Annotated in this window: 15 protein-coding genes, 1 pseudogene and 1 riboswitch; of the genes and pseudogenes, 10 read left to right on the forward strand and 6 right to left on the reverse strand. The window is 46.0% G+C overall.

Annotated elements, in window-relative coordinates; all coding sequences use genetic code 11:
- The coding region (locus G470_RS14035) for a transposase (protein WP_205617881.1) at positions 1–149 on the forward strand (149 nt) is incomplete at its 5' end.
- Positions 150–504: 355 nt separating this feature from the next.
- On the opposite strand, the gene G470_RS0103775 is transcribed toward G470_RS14035, so the two are convergent.
- A complete protein-coding gene (locus tag G470_RS0103775; RefSeq protein WP_028273665.1) occupies positions 505–702 on the reverse strand; it encodes a hypothetical protein in 198 nt (65 codons plus the stop codon).
- Between the two features lie 481 nt (positions 703–1,183).
- Complete coding sequence (locus G470_RS0103780) at positions 1,184–1,702, reverse strand: type 1 glutamine amidotransferase domain-containing protein (protein WP_028273666.1); 519 nt, start codon at positions 1,700–1,702, stop codon at positions 1,184–1,186.
- Between the two features lie 170 nt (positions 1,703–1,872).
- Here G470_RS0103780 and mgsA point away from each other — a divergent pair, with 170 nt between their 5' ends.
- A complete protein-coding gene (gene mgsA, locus G470_RS0103785) occupies positions 1,873–2,295 on the forward strand; it encodes a methylglyoxal synthase (protein WP_028273667.1) in 423 nt (140 codons plus the stop codon).
- 60 nt (positions 2,296–2,355) lie between these two features.
- Here mgsA and G470_RS0103790 read toward each other — a convergent pair whose 3' ends face one another.
- The 4 genes and pseudogenes from G470_RS0103790 to G470_RS0103805 form a co-directional block, all read right to left on the reverse strand.
- Positions 2,356–2,571 carry a DUF378 domain-containing protein gene (locus G470_RS0103790; protein WP_028273668.1) on the reverse strand — a complete coding sequence of 72 codons (216 nt, stop codon included), beginning with the start codon at positions 2,569–2,571 and terminating at the stop codon, positions 2,356–2,358.
- A gap of 404 nt (positions 2,572–2,975) precedes the next feature.
- Positions 2,976–4,781, reverse strand: a pseudogene (locus tag G470_RS12610) (vitamin B12-dependent ribonucleotide reductase); the annotation flags it as partial.
- Between the two features lie 78 nt (positions 4,782–4,859).
- Positions 4,860–5,723: an LAGLIDADG family homing endonuclease gene (locus tag G470_RS0103800; RefSeq protein ID WP_028273669.1), complete on the reverse strand. Its 864-nt coding sequence runs from the start codon at positions 5,721–5,723 to the stop codon at positions 4,860–4,862.
- Positions 5,724–6,015: 292 nt separating this feature from the next.
- Positions 6,016–6,807 carry a ribonucleotide reductase N-terminal alpha domain-containing protein gene (locus G470_RS0103805; RefSeq protein ID WP_028273670.1) on the reverse strand — a complete coding sequence of 264 codons (792 nt, stop codon included), beginning with the start codon at positions 6,805–6,807 and terminating at the stop codon, positions 6,016–6,018.
- Between the two features lie 532 nt (positions 6,808–7,339).
- On the opposite strand from G470_RS0103805, the gene G470_RS0103810 reads away from it, so the two are divergent.
- The 8 genes from G470_RS0103810 to G470_RS0103845 all read left to right on the forward strand — a co-directional run bounded on the left by G470_RS0103810 (position 7,340) and on the right by G470_RS0103845 (position 15,220).
- Positions 7,340–9,016: a formate--tetrahydrofolate ligase gene (locus G470_RS0103810; RefSeq protein WP_028273671.1), complete on the forward strand. Its 1,677-nt coding sequence runs from the start codon at positions 7,340–7,342 to the stop codon at positions 9,014–9,016.
- A 17-nt stretch (positions 9,017–9,033) separates the two neighbouring features.
- A complete protein-coding gene (locus tag G470_RS12615) occupies positions 9,034–9,708 on the forward strand; it encodes a cyclodeaminase/cyclohydrolase family protein (RefSeq protein ID WP_051258405.1) in 675 nt (224 codons plus the stop codon).
- Positions 9,705–10,568 carry a bifunctional 5,10-methylenetetrahydrofolate dehydrogenase/5,10-methenyltetrahydrofolate cyclohydrolase gene (locus G470_RS0103820; RefSeq protein WP_028273672.1) on the forward strand — a complete coding sequence of 288 codons (864 nt, stop codon included), beginning with the start codon at positions 9,705–9,707 and terminating at the stop codon, positions 10,566–10,568. Before G470_RS12615 ends, G470_RS0103820 begins: the two co-directional genes overlap by 4 nt.
- Positions 10,565–11,134 carry a 5-formyltetrahydrofolate cyclo-ligase gene (locus tag G470_RS0103825; protein WP_028273673.1) on the forward strand — a complete coding sequence of 190 codons (570 nt, stop codon included), beginning with the start codon at positions 10,565–10,567 and terminating at the stop codon, positions 11,132–11,134. The genes G470_RS0103820 and G470_RS0103825 overlap by 4 nt, the downstream gene beginning before the upstream one ends.
- Positions 11,135–11,294: 160 nt before the next feature.
- Complete coding sequence (locus G470_RS0103830; protein ID WP_028273674.1) at positions 11,295–12,584, forward strand: ABC transporter substrate-binding protein; 1,290 nt, start codon at positions 11,295–11,297, stop codon at positions 12,582–12,584.
- Positions 12,585–12,682: 98 nt separating this feature from the next.
- Positions 12,683–13,549 (forward strand): carbohydrate ABC transporter permease, encoded by an 867-nt coding sequence (locus tag G470_RS0103835; protein ID WP_028273675.1) that lies wholly within the window; start codon positions 12,683–12,685, stop codon positions 13,547–13,549.
- The gene (locus G470_RS0103840) at positions 13,546–14,373 is read left to right on the forward strand and encodes a carbohydrate ABC transporter permease (protein WP_028273676.1); all 828 of its coding nucleotides are present in this window, start codon (positions 13,546–13,548) and stop codon (positions 14,371–14,373) included. The genes G470_RS0103835 and G470_RS0103840 overlap by 4 nt, the downstream gene beginning before the upstream one ends.
- Before the next feature lie 80 nt (positions 14,374–14,453).
- A riboswitch (THF riboswitch) is annotated at positions 14,454–14,553 on the forward strand.
- Positions 14,554–14,680: 127 nt separating this feature from the next.
- Positions 14,681–15,220 (forward strand): folate family ECF transporter S component, encoded by a 540-nt coding sequence (locus G470_RS0103845; RefSeq protein WP_028273677.1) that lies wholly within the window; start codon positions 14,681–14,683, stop codon positions 15,218–15,220.
- Positions 15,221–15,634 lie beyond the last annotated feature (414 nt).

Raw genomic sequence — 15,634 nt, forward strand, 5'->3', positions numbered from 1 at the left:
ATTCTATACGATTGACATTGCTCAAAGTTGCCGGCAAACTCGTTAAAACAGGCAGACAAGTCTATCTCAAACTGTCGAGTTATCATGTGTATCAAAACGAATTTTATAAGGTTTTCGAACGCCTACGGCGATCCAGACAATGTATTTAGAGGAGTTATCGCATAAAGTTTTAACTGATTATTTCAAGGGATCAGTCTGCCCTTAAATAGACAAAGGATTTTTAATAGGTCCTTCTTCCCTAAGAATCCTGTTCGAAAACACAATATTTTAGAAGAAAGTATCTGCCTAATATAAAAATAGGCAATTTATTCAAGAAAACAGCTTTAAATTAGAGCTATGAATTATTCAGGTCTTTATTACCATATTTGATTTTTGCTCGATCTGGATTCATTTCTACTGCATCAAAGTCAATCTTAACTGGTTTGGGCATTTTATCAGTTCCTTTCTATGGTGTTTAAGCTAAAAAGAAAGCCCCAGAAAACTCTGAGGCCTGTGTATATCTCACTAAGGAATATATGTTTTTCCGGAACTGTCTCTTGTCCGGTTTCTGAAAGCTGTTTGAATCTCATGATAAACTTCAAAATACTTGCGAGTAAGCTCTGTTGGAGACAAGTCAGATAGGTCTTGGTTTTCTAAATACAACATTGTTAAAGCCTCTAAAGAGCTACCTGGAAAAGTATTAAGATTGATATCATTGGCCACAAAATCACCTCCTCCTCCTTAATGCATTATCTCAGACATCTACATAAATAAAAAGACGACTTTATAAGTCGTCTTACCTGCTGCCCCGTGGTTATTTTCCACGTTCATCCCACGTCTAGTTTACGTCCATTACTTAAAATCTATTGGAGTTTTGTTCTTTAGTTTTTTTTAATTATGTGTTGGTTTTTCGCTATTTGTAACCCAATGAGCAGTTTAAGCTGAAAGTATGATTTCCGTGTGAGAAAACAAAAAAGAATAAAAAAAGTTTTTTGGAAGACGGTTTTTTTTCACTATTTATCGTCTTTTACATACAAAAAAGACCGCCTCTCATCAGGCGGTCTTCTAACTTGCTCTTTTCATTAGGGGGGAGAAAAGAGATGGTTTGTTTTTTAAGCACTGGTCATACTATAACAAATCAAAGCAAGATTCTCCTTAAGAAAGATTAAGAGTTCTATTTGAACGAATAAAAGATTTCTTATTTTTATTTGTCCAATGCTTTGACGATGGCTTCATTGAAAGCCGGTAAGTCATCTGGGGTGCGGCTGGAAATGATGCCGGAATCATCGATGACGACCTCTTCATCTTTGACGTTCGCACCTGCATTTCGCAAGTCGACTTGTACTTGTTTAACCGCCGTAATGTCTCTGCCTTTGACAATTTCCGCATTGATCATCAATTGTGGACCGTGGCAAATCGTAAAGATGGGTTTTTGACTGTCGGCAAATGCTTTGGTGAAAGCCAAGAATCGTTCGTCTTTGCGCAGTTTATCAGGGGAATACCCACCAGGGATCAACAAGGCATCAAACTCGTCCGGTGACACGTCATCGATGCCTTTATCTATGGTGACAGACGCTTCGCCTTTTTTGCCTTCCACTGTTTCTCCGGCTTCAAAACCGATGGTCACCACTTCGTGGCCGGCCTTTTCCAACTCTTCTTTTGGAGAAGTAAACTCCACGTCTTCAAACAAATCCGTCATAACAGAAGCAATTTTTTTACTCATACTGATAAATCCCTCCTTGTTTGGTGTCTAAACTTAGTGTACCGAAACTCTTCCTTTCTCTTCAACCGATAGGCTCAGAGGAGGAAAAGAAGGGGAAACCGGTCTCTTGAGGAAAAACTGTGGTATGATGGATTCATAAGAAATGATTTTGGCACTTGGGAGGAACACGGATGAACATTGCATTAATCGCACACGATAAAAAGAAAGACGAAATGGAACGGTTGGCGTTAGCGTACCGAAACATTCTGGAGAAACACACGTTGTTCGCTACAGGGACGACAGGACAACGCATCATCGACGCGACAGGTTTACCGGTTCACCGTTTCAAGTCAGGCCCGCTTGGAGGAGACCAACAAATCGGTGCTTATGTATCGGGTAACAAGATGGACTTGATTATTTTCCTGCGTGACCCACTGACTGCCCAGGCACACGAGCCGGATATTTCTGCTCTGTTGCGTTTGAGCGATGTATATGAAATTCCATTGGCGACCAACTTGGGAACCGCAGAAATCCTCTTACGGGGACTGGACGCCGGGTTCTTGCAGTGGCGCGACCTCAACCGTGGAAAAGACAGAGACAAACTGCGCTTTTAATGAATACAATAAAAAAGACCTCCTTCCTGCAAGAGCAGGGAAGGAGGTCTTTTTCTTTAGCTAGGTGCGGTCACGGTATCCTCGCGGTTGGTAACTGAAGTATTTGAGACAATACAGTGCAGATAAACCAACTAGGACGTATACGATTCTTGAAAGAAGCGCTGTTTGGCTGCCAAATAAAGTAGCAACAAGATCAAATTCAAAAAGTCCGACAAGCAACCAGTTCAACCCACCGATAATCAATAAAGCCAGTGCAATTCTGTCCAGAGCTTTCATTATCATCCCTCCTTTACCTGTTCTAGATACATAAAATATACGGGAAAAAGTGGGAAAAGTCGATTAATATGAATGCTTCAAATAATAAAACGGGCATTTTTTATTTGGGAATTGTATGACAAAACAAGGATGAAACCCGCTGCATACATGTTTTAGGAGAAGGGGGAGAGATGAATTTTATTCAATAGGAATAAAGTTTCCCCTACAAAGAAATTTATTTTTTTCTTTCTTTGTTGAAGAAAGCCTCTTTCTACGACAAAGACTGCTTGAATGTCGATTTCTTTGTGGGAGAGAACCGTTCTCTCTCACAAAGAATTTTCCTTTTCTTCTTCTTTGTTAGAGATAAGCTCATTCCACCCAAAGAAAAAACCACGGAGAAAGAATCTCCGTGGTCATCGTAAATTTTATAGTCCACATCTCAGCTGCGCACTGCAGTTTGTGCAAGTGTTGCATCCGCCGATGTCTTCTACCGTACCTTTACGGCAGATTGGGCAGGTGTCTCCGATATCGGATCCATAAACCACATCGTCTGTGTGACCGTGTGTTTTCACGTGTTCGTTTTGTGCTTGGTCAACCAATTGTTCCAACTCTTCTTTGTCTTCAACGACACGCGGTTCTTTTCCGATATGAACTTCTTCGTCCACAACGTTTTCTTCCGCTTTAAGCGTCAAGACTTGAGTGTCACGGGAGCCGTCCACATAAACGGTTCCGCCTTTTGCACCGCCTTTGTAGAGACGCTCATAGACACCTTCCACTTGGGAAGCGGTGTAGCCTTTCGGTGCGTTCACTGTTTTGGAAATGGAGCTGTCCACCCAGCGTTGAATGGTTGTTTGAACATCCACGTGTTCTTCCGGCGTCAAGTCCATCGCAGCAACAAAGTAGTCCGGCAGGTTGTTTTCATCTGCTTCCGGATGAGCATCCAAGTACTCTTGGACAATGTCGGAGTTCACTTCGATGAATTTACCCAGACGTCCGCTGCGGAAGTATTTGAACGCGAAGTACGGTTCCAAACCAGTTGCGACGCCGACCATGGTTCCGGTAGAACCTGTCGGAGCGACAGTCAAGAGGTGGGAGTTACGAATTCCGTGTTCCAAAATACCTTGACGCACGTGCTCTGGCATGCGTTGCATGTAACCGGTGCTGATGAAGCGTTCGCGCAGTTGTTTTGTTTCTTCTTCGGTTTTTCCGATTAAGAATGGGAAGCTGCCTTTTTCTTTCGCCAACTCGATGGATGCTTCATAGGCGGAAACAGCGATTGTCTCGAATACTTTGTCGACAATTTTGTTTCCTTCTTCTGAACCATAACGATTGCGTGTATAAATCAGCAAGTCCGCCAACCCCATGACGCCCAAACCGATTCGGCGCTCACCGAGGGCTTGCTTCTCGTTTTCTTTCAAGAAATACGGAGTGGCGTCAATGACGTTGTCCTGCATACGGACACCGGTTTGAACGGTTTCTCTTAAGTTGTCGTAATCAACCGTACCGTCCACTTTGTTGGCCATATTCGCCAAGTTGACGGCAGCCAAGTTACATACGGAATATGGAGCGAGCGGCTGCTCCCCACATGGATTTGTCGCAACAACTTTTTGTCCGTAAGCTTTCGCGTTTGTATCGTTGTTGGCGTTGTCGATGAAGAAGACGCCTGGCTCCGCAGAGTAAGTGGCACAGATGTTGATCAGTTTCCACAACTCGCGTGCACGGATGGTGCGGTAGTCGCGTACGGCGAATCCTTTTTCTTCCCATTCGCGTACGTCACCGACTTCGTGCCAGTCGTTGTTGTAGGCAGCCATGTCTTCCGGAGAGTAGTTTTCCACATCCGGGAAGCGTAGCGTCCACTCTTTGTCTTCTTCGACAGCATCCATGAAGTCGTTTGTCAACGTGATGGAAATGTTCGCGCCGGTCAAGAAGTCCGGGTTGTGGACACTGTACGTTCCGCCTTCACGGAGTTTCGTTTCTGCGTCTTTGATGACGTCAGGAGAGAAGCCGCCGTGTCCAGGGAAGTCTTTGTATTTCACGATTCCGCGGTACATATCCAATTCACGGTCTGTGAACGGTGTAAATTTCAATTTTTCTTCTGCTGCTTGTTTGATCTGCTCGTCTTGAGTGTTCTCGATCAAGTAGCGGAGAACGCGGGCGTTCTGCATTTTGGAAATAATAAATTCAATAATGTCAGGATGCCAATCCGCCAGCATGATCATTTGTGCCCCACGCGCATTGTTACAAACCTATGTTGAATAGGTCGGGATGGACATTTCTGCCATCCTCTCATGCTTTCACATGAGTTCAGACTATATCATCAAAGAAGAGAATATATCATATTTGCGATTCAACTTGATATCGCCGTCTCTATACAATAAAGGAAAAATTTTCTTTAAGTCTTTTACACTGCTGAGGTAGAGGTCATAGCAGCCTTGTTTAGGAGAGATAGCATTTACACCTTTTGCGAAACCTTGGATTTTTAAGAATTGCAATATGTCTGTTAAAAATTCTTTATTCCCAGTGAATCCCATTCTAGCTTTGGTGTATCCATATCTAGTGTAAACCCGTATAGAACCGTCTGCATCGAAAAATCCTCGAAGAAAGGACCATTGAAGTCTTTGATCACCTAAATCAACCCATTTTTCATTTCCGGTTTTTCTAGGAGTAACATTCAACTTAATTAGATCGTCACACATTTTTGTGCAATTGATGACTAAAGAGTATTTGTTTTGTTCGTTCTCGGCATTTCGCTTTCTGAACTTCACTAATTTTTCCATCTGCAACTCTTTAGCTATATCATCTAATAATTGCTTATCTTGTTCAGCAAGAGTAAGGATAAGTCTTTTTCTTTTGATATCATCTCGGATGGTCCCATCTCCCGCGATATATCCTAACAAGTAAGCTTTATTGAATGTGTTTATATTTTCAAAGTAATCTTCATCATAGTCATATATTTTGCTTTTTAACTTTCCTGCTTCTCCGGGGGTTCTCATTTTTATAAATTGCAAATCATTATTCCAACGAGAAAGAGTCCCTCTGTTTACACCAGTAATCCTAGCTATGTCTACTAAACTATGTCCTTTATTGTATAACCGTTTTACCGTCTTGATTATCTCTTCTTTGTCCCGTGCCCCGTAAACACGTCTCCGTGGATTACGGCCTACTTTTTCCATTCGTTTTTCCTCCATGTTGAGCTCTTTTCTTCTACTATAACTCATTTGAAAGAGAGAAAAAAGTTTTAGGAAATTTCGGTAGTCGTTGAACCTTCTCCATCCTTTCGGAACAGGAGCTCGGCTGCTGATTGCCCATTTTTTTCAGCACTTAGTGACTTGTTTTGCAACATATGCCATCTCAGTAATTTTTTCTGCTTTCGCAGCCTTCACGCTTACCGTTTCCAGTTACGTTTTGGCTTACTGAGCTTTAGGGTGTTCCAGCAATTCTCGGAATTTTTCTCCCGCCATGGTGTTAACGGGAGCCACCTTGCTCAACAAGGTGAGTGAGCTTCGCGATGTCGTCCAACCAAGAAACCGAACCGCTCGATTTTCCGTTTACGCCGCGTGCCAATGTGTTGCGTGGACGCAGGGTCGAACCGTTTGTTCCGACTCCGCCGCCGCGGCTCATGATTTCCATGACTTGTTTGCGGTGCTCGGAGATGCCTTCGCGGGAGTCTGGAATGAACGGCATCACGTAACAGTTGAAGTACGTAACGTTTGTCTGTGAGCCGGCTCCGTAAAGAACACGTCCTGCAGGAATGAAGTTCAAGCTTGAAAGCTGTTTGTAGAAAGCTTCGAAAGCCGCTTTGCGTTTTGCTGGATCGGTTTCTGTTTCAGCCAATCCGGTTGCGTTCCGTTTGGCAATTTGTTCGTAAAAGATTTCCAACGGTTTTTCGATGACGTCCAAGCTGCAGCGGACAATGCCTGTCTCGCGTTCTTCTGGGTCTTCGATATTTGCCTGGTATTCTTCTTCCACTAATACAAGTGCTTCGTTACGAGCGCGGTCGATTGATTGGACGTATCCAATTCCGCGAGCCGGATATTTCGGGTCGGGTTTGATGGTCAATACAACCAAGTCGCCCTCAGACAATGTCACTTTTGCAGTGTCTTTGAACGAATACCGGTCCAACATGACCATCCGAGATACGCCTTTGTGTGTGATGTGCATGTCTTCTGTGATCGGGTGGACAGGAGGAAATTGTCGGATGTCGTTGTTCAGTTTTTCAATGTTTAACTGAGGTTTGGCAAGGGTGTTCATCGCCATTTTTTATCACTCTCCTATGTATTTTTTGCTTGGACAAGCTTCAATGAAAGGTCCTGAAAACTTGTGCTAAAGGGTTTTTTTCAACGAAAAATACCCTATATAGACGGATTAGTGTTCCGCGACACAACATATGGTAGTTCATACTGAGTATACTATATAGTTTTTTGGACTACAAATTTTTAGACCTCTAAATTTGCAGAGCCACTAATGGTGCGCATTTCGCTGTGAAACACTACATTTAGTGTTTTGTTTCACACATCCGCACATCATTTAGTGGACAGCGCATTTTCTATTTTACGTTATTTTTAGAGAAGAAACAGTCTTGAATTCCACAGGAATATATGATAGCTCGTCCCCAAAAAGCGGCAGGACAATGTTTTTCACTCAGAAAAAAATTGGACATAGTTTCTGTACAGAATCAGACAGGAGAATAAGAAGAAAAACCGTAATTCTCTATGATATAATAAGTATTAATAAAAATAGAAGGAATCCGGGTGTCCAGATGGGAACCTGATTCATTAGGGGGATTAAAATGACTTGGAAGTCCGATATTGAAATTGCACAAGGAACCGCGATGCGGCCGATTGAAGAAATTGCCGAATCAGTCGGAATCACATCAGATCAGTTAGAGCACTACGGGAAATACAAAGCCAAACTTTCCGAAGAAATGTTGGCGAATCTGGAAGAGAAAGTCGACGGCAAATTGGTCTTGGTGACGGCCATCACACCGACACCGGCTGGAGAAGGGAAAACCACGACCACTGTCGGATTGGGAGACGGATTGAAGGCAATCGGGAAAAAAGCCATGATTGCACTTCGCGAACCCTCTTTAGGACCGGTTTTTGGAATGAAAGGCGGCGCGGCAGGAGGCGGGTATGCGCAGGTAGTGCCGATGGAAGACATCAACCTTCACTTCACCGGTGACCTTCATGCCATCACTTCAGCCAATAACTTACTGGCCGCGATGATTGACAACCACATCTACCAAGGAAACGCCTTGAACCTTGATCCGCGCCGCATTACGTGGAGACGGGTGATGGATATCAACGACCGTCAACTCCGCTCGATTGTCAGCGGATTGGGTGCCCGGACAAACGGCATGCCGCGGGAAGACGGGTTCGATATCACCGTTGCGTCAGAAGTGATGGCGGTCTTGTGTTTGAGTCAATCCATGGACGAGTTGAAACAACGTCTGGCCAATATGTTGGTTGGGTATACATACAACAACGAACCCATCACGGCCGGACAGTTACAGGCGGAAGGCGCGATGGCGGCGCTTCTGAAAGATGCGTTCAAGCCAAACTTGGTTCAAACGTTGGAAGGCACGCCGGCGTTGATCCATGGAGGACCATTCGCCAATATCGCCCACGGATGCAACAGTGTCATTGCCACCAAAACAGCGTTGAAACACGCCGATTATGTGGTGACCGAAGCTGGATTTGGAGCGGATTTGGGGGCCGAAAAATTCCTTGATATCAAATGCCGGATGGCAGATTTGGAACCGGATGCGGTGGTCGTTGTGGCGACTCTTCGCGCACTGAAAATGCACGGCGGCGTCGGCAAAAAAGAATTGGCCGACGAAAATGTCGCGGCGGTGGAAAAAGGCTTGCCGAACTTGTTTAAGCATGTGGAAAATATCCGAGATGTCTTTGGACTTCCAGCAGTGGTGGCGGTCAACCGCTTCCCGACAGATACGGACGCAGAATGGGTGGCGTTGAAAGAAGCCTGTGAAGCAAAAGGCATCCGCGTTGTCTTGTCTGATGTATGGGCAAAAGGCGGAGAAGGTGGAAAAGACTTGGCGGAAGCCGTTGTCGAAGTGTGCGAAGAAGACAAGGATTTCCGATTTGTGTACGAGTTAAGCGATACGGTGGAAGAAAAAGTTGAAAAAGTGGTCACATCCATCTACGGCGGAGACGGCGTGGAATGGTCTGCCAAAGCGAAGAAAGAAGCCGCCAAACTGACCGCCATGGGATATGGAGACTTGCCGATTTGTATGGCCAAAACCCAGTATTCGTTCTCTGATGATGCGAAGAAACTGGGACGGCCGACTGGATTCGATGTTGCGGTCCGGGAATTGTCCGTTTCTGCCGGAGCCGGGTTCATCGTTGTGTTGACCGGAACGATTCTCCGTATGCCGGGACTGCCAAAAGCACCGGCAGCAGAGCAAGTGGATGTTGACGAATCCGGACGCATCAAAGGATTATTTTAATTTAGTGGGGGAAAGAGATGGAAGAACAAACAATCCGTCAGTATCTAGAAGAGCTGGGGAGAAAAGAAGGAAAGCCGGGCGGGGGGAGCGCCGCGGCTTTGGTCGGGGCGATGTCCGCATCCTTAGCACAGATGGTCGCAGATATTGAAAAAAACAAAAAGAAGCACCAGGATCACAGAGAGCAATTGATTGATATATTGGAAGAAGCAGGGAAATGGAAAGAACGATTGGAACAGCTGAGCGCAGAAGACGCGGAAGCGTTCGAACCGGTGGCTGAAGCCTATAAGATGCCGAAGGACACGGACGAAGAGAAAAAGCTCCGGTCCCAAAAGATTGAAGAAGGATTGAATCAAGCGGCACAACCTCCGTTGGAAACCATGGAAGTGGTGCAATCTGTTCTTCATCTCTATCGTAGATTGGCGGAACACAGTGTGGCAGGCTCCATCGTGAATGACATCGCAGTTGGTGTTCTGTTCTGCCGGACCACCTTGGAAGCTGCATGGTTGAATGTACTGGTGAACGCGCGTGGAATGAAAGACGGCCAACAAAAAGAAGTGCTGTTGAAAAAAGGAAAACAACTGCTGAAAGACGGTCGGCACGAAGCGGAGAATGTATACGAGGCCACCACGATCTACTTGGAAACAGGAAAGTGGCCGGCTTCGTCATCACAATCAGGAGGGACAACAAAATGATGGATTTGCGTGGAAAAGATGTAGCTAAGAGATTGCGGACTGAAGCTGCAGAAACAATCGAGAAATTGAAAGAAAACAATGTGGCTCCTGCACTGGCAATCGTGCGGGTCGGTGATGATGAATCTTCTGTGTCTTATGAAAAATCAGCTACGTCAACGATGAAAAAAGCCGGCATTGACGTCAAAGCCTTTCATTATCCTGAATCAATCACGGAAGACGAAGTGGTAAAAAACTTTCAAGCCATCAACGGCGACCCGGCAATTCATGGGATTTTGGTGATGCAGCCGCTGCCGAAACACCTTTCCCGGGAAACCATCGCTTCCTTCATTTCTCCCCAGAAAGACATCGACGGATTGGCCTCAGCCAACTTAGGTGAACTGGTCCAGGAATCTGAAAAAGGATTTGCTCCGAGCACGCCGACCGCTGTCATCGAAATGTTGGAGCACTACGAGATCGATGTGAAAGGCAAAGACGTCTGCATCGTCGGAAGCAGTCCTGTTGTAGGGAAACCACTGGGCCTGATGCTCGTCAATAGAGGGGCAACGGTCACGCTCTGCCACATCTACACAAAAGACGTGAAAAAGTACAGTCAAGATGCGGATATCGTGATTTCCGCCACTGGAGCGGTGGGCTTAATCACAGCGGACCATGTCAAAGAAGGTGCTGTCGTCATCGACGTAGGATTCGGCTACGATGAAGAAGGAAAACCGGCCGGCGATGTCCGGTTTGAAGAAGTCACACAAAAAGCAGGCGCGTTAACGCCGGTTCCAGGAGGCGTCGGGACGGTGACTACGGCAGTGTTGGCCAAACAAGTAGCGAAAGCGGCGAAGGGGCTCTCAGAAAAGAAGGGGTCACGTTGAACAAAAAAGAATTGCGCAAAGACATGCATGAGAAGTTAGCTGATTTCAATCCGGAAAAGAGAAAAGAAATTGAAAAACAGCTCCATGAATACTTATTCAATTCTAAGTTATGGAAAAACGCACAGGTGGTGGGGGTGACCATTTCGGGAGAAACGGAATGGGACACCCGTGCCATCATCGAACGCGGGTGGCAGGACAACAAGATTGTCTGCGTGCCGAAAACAAAACCCCAGACAAAAGAGATGGTCTTTTATGCCATTGATGATTTCTCGCAGACTGAAAAAGGGTTTTTCAATTTAGTGGAACCCCTCCCCGAAAAAGCGGAGACGGTCAACAAAGAGAGCATCGACCTTTTGATTGTTCCGGGTTTGCTCTATAACAAGTACGGTTACCGGATTGGCTTTGGAGGCGGCTATTACGATCGATTTTTGGAAGATTTTCACCATTCAACCGTATCGCTGCTCCACAGCAGTCAATTGATGGAAGACATTCCTCTCAAACCGCATGATATACCTGTACAGTACTTGATTACTGAAAAAGGCCTCTTTGAAAGCAGAAATGGATAATGGGAAAGCCAGGAAAAAGATGTATAGTCTTTTTCCTGTTTTTTTTGTAAGAAGATTCACTATAAGTGATAAAAATTGTCAGCGGTTTCGTTGGTATAGATAATTACATATCAGTAAAGCGTTATCACAATATTGGTAACAGCGTAAGGAGGAGATTGGTATGGCAAATCGATGGAAGAAATTATTCCTGCCGGCAGTTTTGTCTGCATTGGTGTTAGTGGGATGTGGCGGGCAAAGCGGCGCAGGCGGCGGACAGGGATCCGGTGATGAAGTGGTGGTGGAATTTTTCAGTCAAAAACCTGAGATCACCCAGCAGTTGGAAGCACTCGCTCAAAGTTACAGCGAACAGACTGACGGTGTTCGGGTCAACATCACTACGGTCGGAAGCGGTGAAGGATCGGCGGCTCTGCAGGCAAAGTTTTCTTCCGGGGATGAACCGGCGCTCATGATGCTGGGAGGATTGCCGGAAGTGGAACGGTACAGCGATACCTTATTGGACGTGACGGAGTTGGAAATGACCGACACAGTCATTGACGGGTTGTTGGAAGGCGGCACAATAGAAGGCGTCCCATTGGGGGTTCCGATGAATATTGAAGGATTCGGCTGGATGTACAACAAAGACATTTTCGAGCAAGCCGGCGTGAATCCCGACAGCATTCAAACATACGATGACTTCGTGGAAGCGGTCGAAACATTGGACAGTCAAAAAGAAGAGTTGGGAATTGAGGCAGTATGTGGATTCAGCGGCGGAGAAAACTACATTGCCAACCAGTTTTCAGCCAACTTCACTTCCCCTGAATACAACAACAGTATTTTGGAAGCTTATTCTGCCACAGAATTGAATTGGGAATATGGCGACCGCATGCAGAAATACACGGATTTGTTCAACCAATACAACGTACAGCCGATTTTGACGGTGGACTACAGCCGCTCGGTGGAAGAGTTGTTCATCAACGACCGCGTAGCGATGGTTCACCAGGGGAACTGGATTGTGCCGACATTGAACGGCATTGATCCGGAATTTGCCCAAAATAAATTGGGAATTCTGCCGGTCTTTGGGGAAAACGATGAAGAAGGAAAAATTGTGGTCGGCGCGCCATGGTACATCGGCATCAACAGCGGACTGGATGAACCTGTGGTGGAAGCAGCCAAAGATTTCCTTGACTGGATGTACTTGTCGGACGAGGGACAGCAGGCAGTCGTTGAAGAATTGCAATTTGTTCCTGCCCAGGAAGGGTATGACCCGGAAACCATCAGCGACCCAGTTTCCCGGGAATTGTATGAAGCGCTCTTGAGCGGCGAAACAGCAGCCATGACACACAAACAATACCCGGATGGCTGGTTCCAGCAAGTCTTGTATCCTGAGTATCAAAAATATTTAAACGGAGAAAGTACGTGGGAGCAATTCGAGGAAGCGACTTCCAAAGGGTTTGCGGATATGCGTAGATAAAGACGTTCAAATGGAGAAGGGAAAAGGAGGGGGATGAACAGATTTTTGTCCGCCTTCTTTTTTTCCGATTGATGGAGAGTGGTTGGGAGGAAGGAAAGATGAATCAAAAAAATGGCAAATATTTTTACTGGGGTTTTCTATTGCCGTGTTTGTTGGCAATTTCTTTGGTGATTGTCGTGCCGCTGTTGTATGGAATTTACACATCGTTCACCGACTCAGACGGGTTCAATATGACGTTCATCGGTTTAGAGAATTACATTCGTCTGTTCCAGGACAGTCAGTTTACACAAAGTTTGTGGTTCACGATCCGGTTTGCGGTTGTCTCGGTGCTGGGGGTGAACGCCATCGGGTTGACGCTGGCGTTGTTGGTGACACAAAAAGTAGGGAAAACCGCCCTCTTTTTCCGAACCGCCTTTTTCATGCCGAACCTGATTGGGGGCATTATCTTGGGGTTCATCTGGCAGTTTATCTTTGTCCGCGCTTTTCAAGGGGTGGCCCAGGCGACAGGCATCGAGTTTTTCAGCGGCTGGCTGGCAGATTCGACCACTGGATTTTGGGCTTTGGTCCTTGTGTTTTTGTGGCAGATGAGCGGCTACATCATGATTATTTACATCGCATTTTTGAGCAATATTCCTGCTGAATTGCAGGAAGCGGCCAAAGTGGACGGCGCCAATTCATGGCAAAGTTTCTGGCGGATCAAATTCCCGATGCTGGCGCCGGCTTTTACTATCAGTCTTTTCTTGACACTGGCCAACGCGTTCAAGGTGTATGATTTGAACTTGGCGCTGACCAACGGCGCCCCGTTCGGATCGACTGAAATGGTGGCCATGAACATTTACAACACCGCCTTTTTCCAATACCGGCAAGGATTCGCGCAAGCGAAAGGGATTGTCTTCCTGCTGCTGGTGGCGGCTGTATCTTTGACGCAAGTGTATTTGACGAGAAGAAAAGAGGTGGACCTATGAGTTCCTCCACGAAATGGCACAAAACGTTGGTAATTGTCTTGGGACTGGTCCTTTCCGTCTCGTGGCTGTATCCATTTATAATCGTGTTGTTGGGTTCTTTCAAAACGAGGTCGGAGATTTTTACCAACACCTTGTTCCTGCCTGAAGAACCCACGACAGAAAACTACCCGCGGGCGTATGAAAATTTGGACTTCGCACAGAGTTTCTTGAATTCCCTTTTCATTACCGTGGTCAGTATCCTGGTCATCGTCGTCTTTTCCTCGATGGCCGCGTATGCACTTTCCAGAAACAAATCCAAATTCAGCAGCGCCATTTACTTTTTTTGCGCCATCATCATGCTGGTGCCGTTCCAATCAGTGATGATTCCGTTGGTCAGCTTGTTCGGGAGTGTCGGGATGCTGAACCGAATCGGGCTGATTTTCATGAACTTGGGTTTCGCTTCCAGTATGTCCATCTTTTTGTATTACGGTGCGTTGCGTTCAATTCCGCAAACCTTGGACGAGGCAGCGTTTCTGGACGGCGCGAATCCATTCCAAATCTTTTGGCGGGTGATTTTTCCTATTTTGAAACCGACGACGGTCACCGTGATTATTTTAAATGCCATCCGCATCTGGAACGACTACTTATTGCCTTCTCTGGTGATCAATCGTGACGGCATGTACACGATACCTCTGCAGATGTATTACTTTTTCGGGGAGTACACCATTCAATGGGAATTGGCTTTGGCTGGATTGATGCTGGCGATTATCCCAATCATCATTTTGTATATCTTCCTGCAAAAGTACATTGTGGAAGGCGTCACGGAAGGAGCCACGAAGCAGTAAAAAGAAAGCGACGTTTCTCTTCGTATGTGTCAAGAAGCCATTGAGTATTGCGGTCTTTCCGTGTATAATGAGCCTGAAATAAAAGAGTAGGGAAAAAGCGTAAAGTGCCAGGGGATGGGATGTCGCCTCTGGACGAAAAAGCTTGCGAAAGTTTTGCGATTTTTTCCCGCATCCGCTTTTCTTAACAGGTAGGAGACGGAAAGTTTCTTACTTGCGTAAAAAACGTTGGCGTTCATAGGAATGGCGGACGCTGTTTTTTAAAATAAGTAAAGCGAGGACTCTTTAACTAATTAAGGGGGTCTTCACAATGACGGAGCGAAAAAGGGTTTATAGTACGCAGGCCATTGTAATCGTAGGTTTGTTGATGGGGATGGATCTTATCCTATCCCGTTTTCTCGCGATTCAAACGCCGATTACCCGAATCACATTCGGGTTTCTGCCATCTGCATTGATCGGTATCTTGTTTGGACCGTGGACTGCGGGGATCGCCGGTGCCTTGACCGATATTGTCGGAACGGTTTTGTTCAGCCGCGGCGGCCCATTCTTCATCGGCTTCACGCTTTCCGCATTTTTAGGCAGCTTCTTTTACGGGTTGTTCCTGCATAAGAAAGAAGTGACGCTGTGGCGGGTGATTGCAGCCGTGGTGGTGAACACGTTGTTTGTCAACTTGACACTCAATACGCTTTGGCTGGTCTTGATGTTTGAAGAAGCGTGGATGGCAATCTTGCCGGTACGAATCCTGCAAAACGCAGTGGTTGCGCCAGTCCGGGTGGCATTGATTTATTTTGTAGCCAAAAATCCGACGTTGAAACGCGTGTATATGAAATTTTCCACAGCAAAGAGCTAAAAAACAAAAGAGGAGAGAGGCTGGGACAAAAATCCCAGCCTCTTCTGCGTTTCCGAATAGGCTAGCGAAAATGCGCTCCAAAATGCAGACCCGACGTCCACTTTGTCATGGCTGTAGTTGCGTTGGCAACGTACAGACATGATACACTTGGGCATCGACCCACAGTGCCTCCTTGGGAATAATGCTCTGATGGTCTTCGCCCCTCATCCGCTTATTCGCTCCAGTTGCCATAGCCGTTGCCGCTTTAGCGGCTTACGGATATGGTATGCGTTAGAAGGTTCGGGTCTAAACGCATTTTGTCCCGCTCTCCTCTTTTTATTTGGTTATTTACATAATTGTCCTGTCCGAAACTCGCGTAACTTTTCCGTGAAAACCGGTTAAACGAAAGAGTGAATAACCCACTTGCTTCCACTT

The organism is Atopococcus tabaci DSM 17538 (genome assembly GCF_000429585.1).
Taxonomy (GTDB): Bacteria; Bacillota; Bacilli; order Lactobacillales; family Carnobacteriaceae_A; genus Atopococcus; species Atopococcus tabaci.

What these genes read in the sequence shown, in the direction of transcription:
- G470_RS12615 (WP_051258405.1), top strand. Translation starts at nt 9,034, where the DNA reads ATGGAAGAACAAACAATCCGTCAGTATCTAGAAGAGCTGGGGAGAAAA.
- G470_RS0103805 (WP_028273670.1), bottom strand. Translation starts at nt 6,807, where the DNA reads ATGGCGATGAACACCCTTGCCAAACCTCAGTTAAACATTGAAAAACTG.
- G470_RS0103845 (WP_028273677.1), top strand. Translation starts at nt 14,681, where the DNA reads ATGACGGAGCGAAAAAGGGTTTATAGTACGCAGGCCATTGTAATCGTA.
- G470_RS0103830 (WP_028273674.1), top strand. Translation starts at nt 11,295, where the DNA reads ATGGCAAATCGATGGAAGAAATTATTCCTGCCGGCAGTTTTGTCTGCA.
- G470_RS0103800 (WP_028273669.1), bottom strand. Translation starts at nt 5,723, where the DNA reads ATGGAAAAAGTAGGCCGTAATCCACGGAGACGTGTTTACGGGGCACGG.
- G470_RS0103840 (WP_028273676.1), top strand. Translation starts at nt 13,546, where the DNA reads ATGAGTTCCTCCACGAAATGGCACAAAACGTTGGTAATTGTCTTGGGA.
- G470_RS0103835 (WP_028273675.1), top strand. Translation starts at nt 12,683, where the DNA reads ATGAATCAAAAAAATGGCAAATATTTTTACTGGGGTTTTCTATTGCCG.
- G470_RS0103820 (WP_028273672.1), top strand. Translation starts at nt 9,705, where the DNA reads ATGATGGATTTGCGTGGAAAAGATGTAGCTAAGAGATTGCGGACTGAA.
- G470_RS0103780 (WP_028273666.1), bottom strand. Translation starts at nt 1,702, where the DNA reads ATGAGTAAAAAAATTGCTTCTGTTATGACGGATTTGTTTGAAGACGTG.
- G470_RS0103790 (WP_028273668.1), bottom strand. Translation starts at nt 2,571, where the DNA reads ATGAAAGCTCTGGACAGAATTGCACTGGCTTTATTGATTATCGGTGGG.
- mgsA (WP_028273667.1), top strand. Translation starts at nt 1,873, where the DNA reads ATGAACATTGCATTAATCGCACACGATAAAAAGAAAGACGAAATGGAA.
- G470_RS0103810 (WP_028273671.1), top strand. Translation starts at nt 7,340, where the DNA reads ATGACTTGGAAGTCCGATATTGAAATTGCACAAGGAACCGCGATGCGG.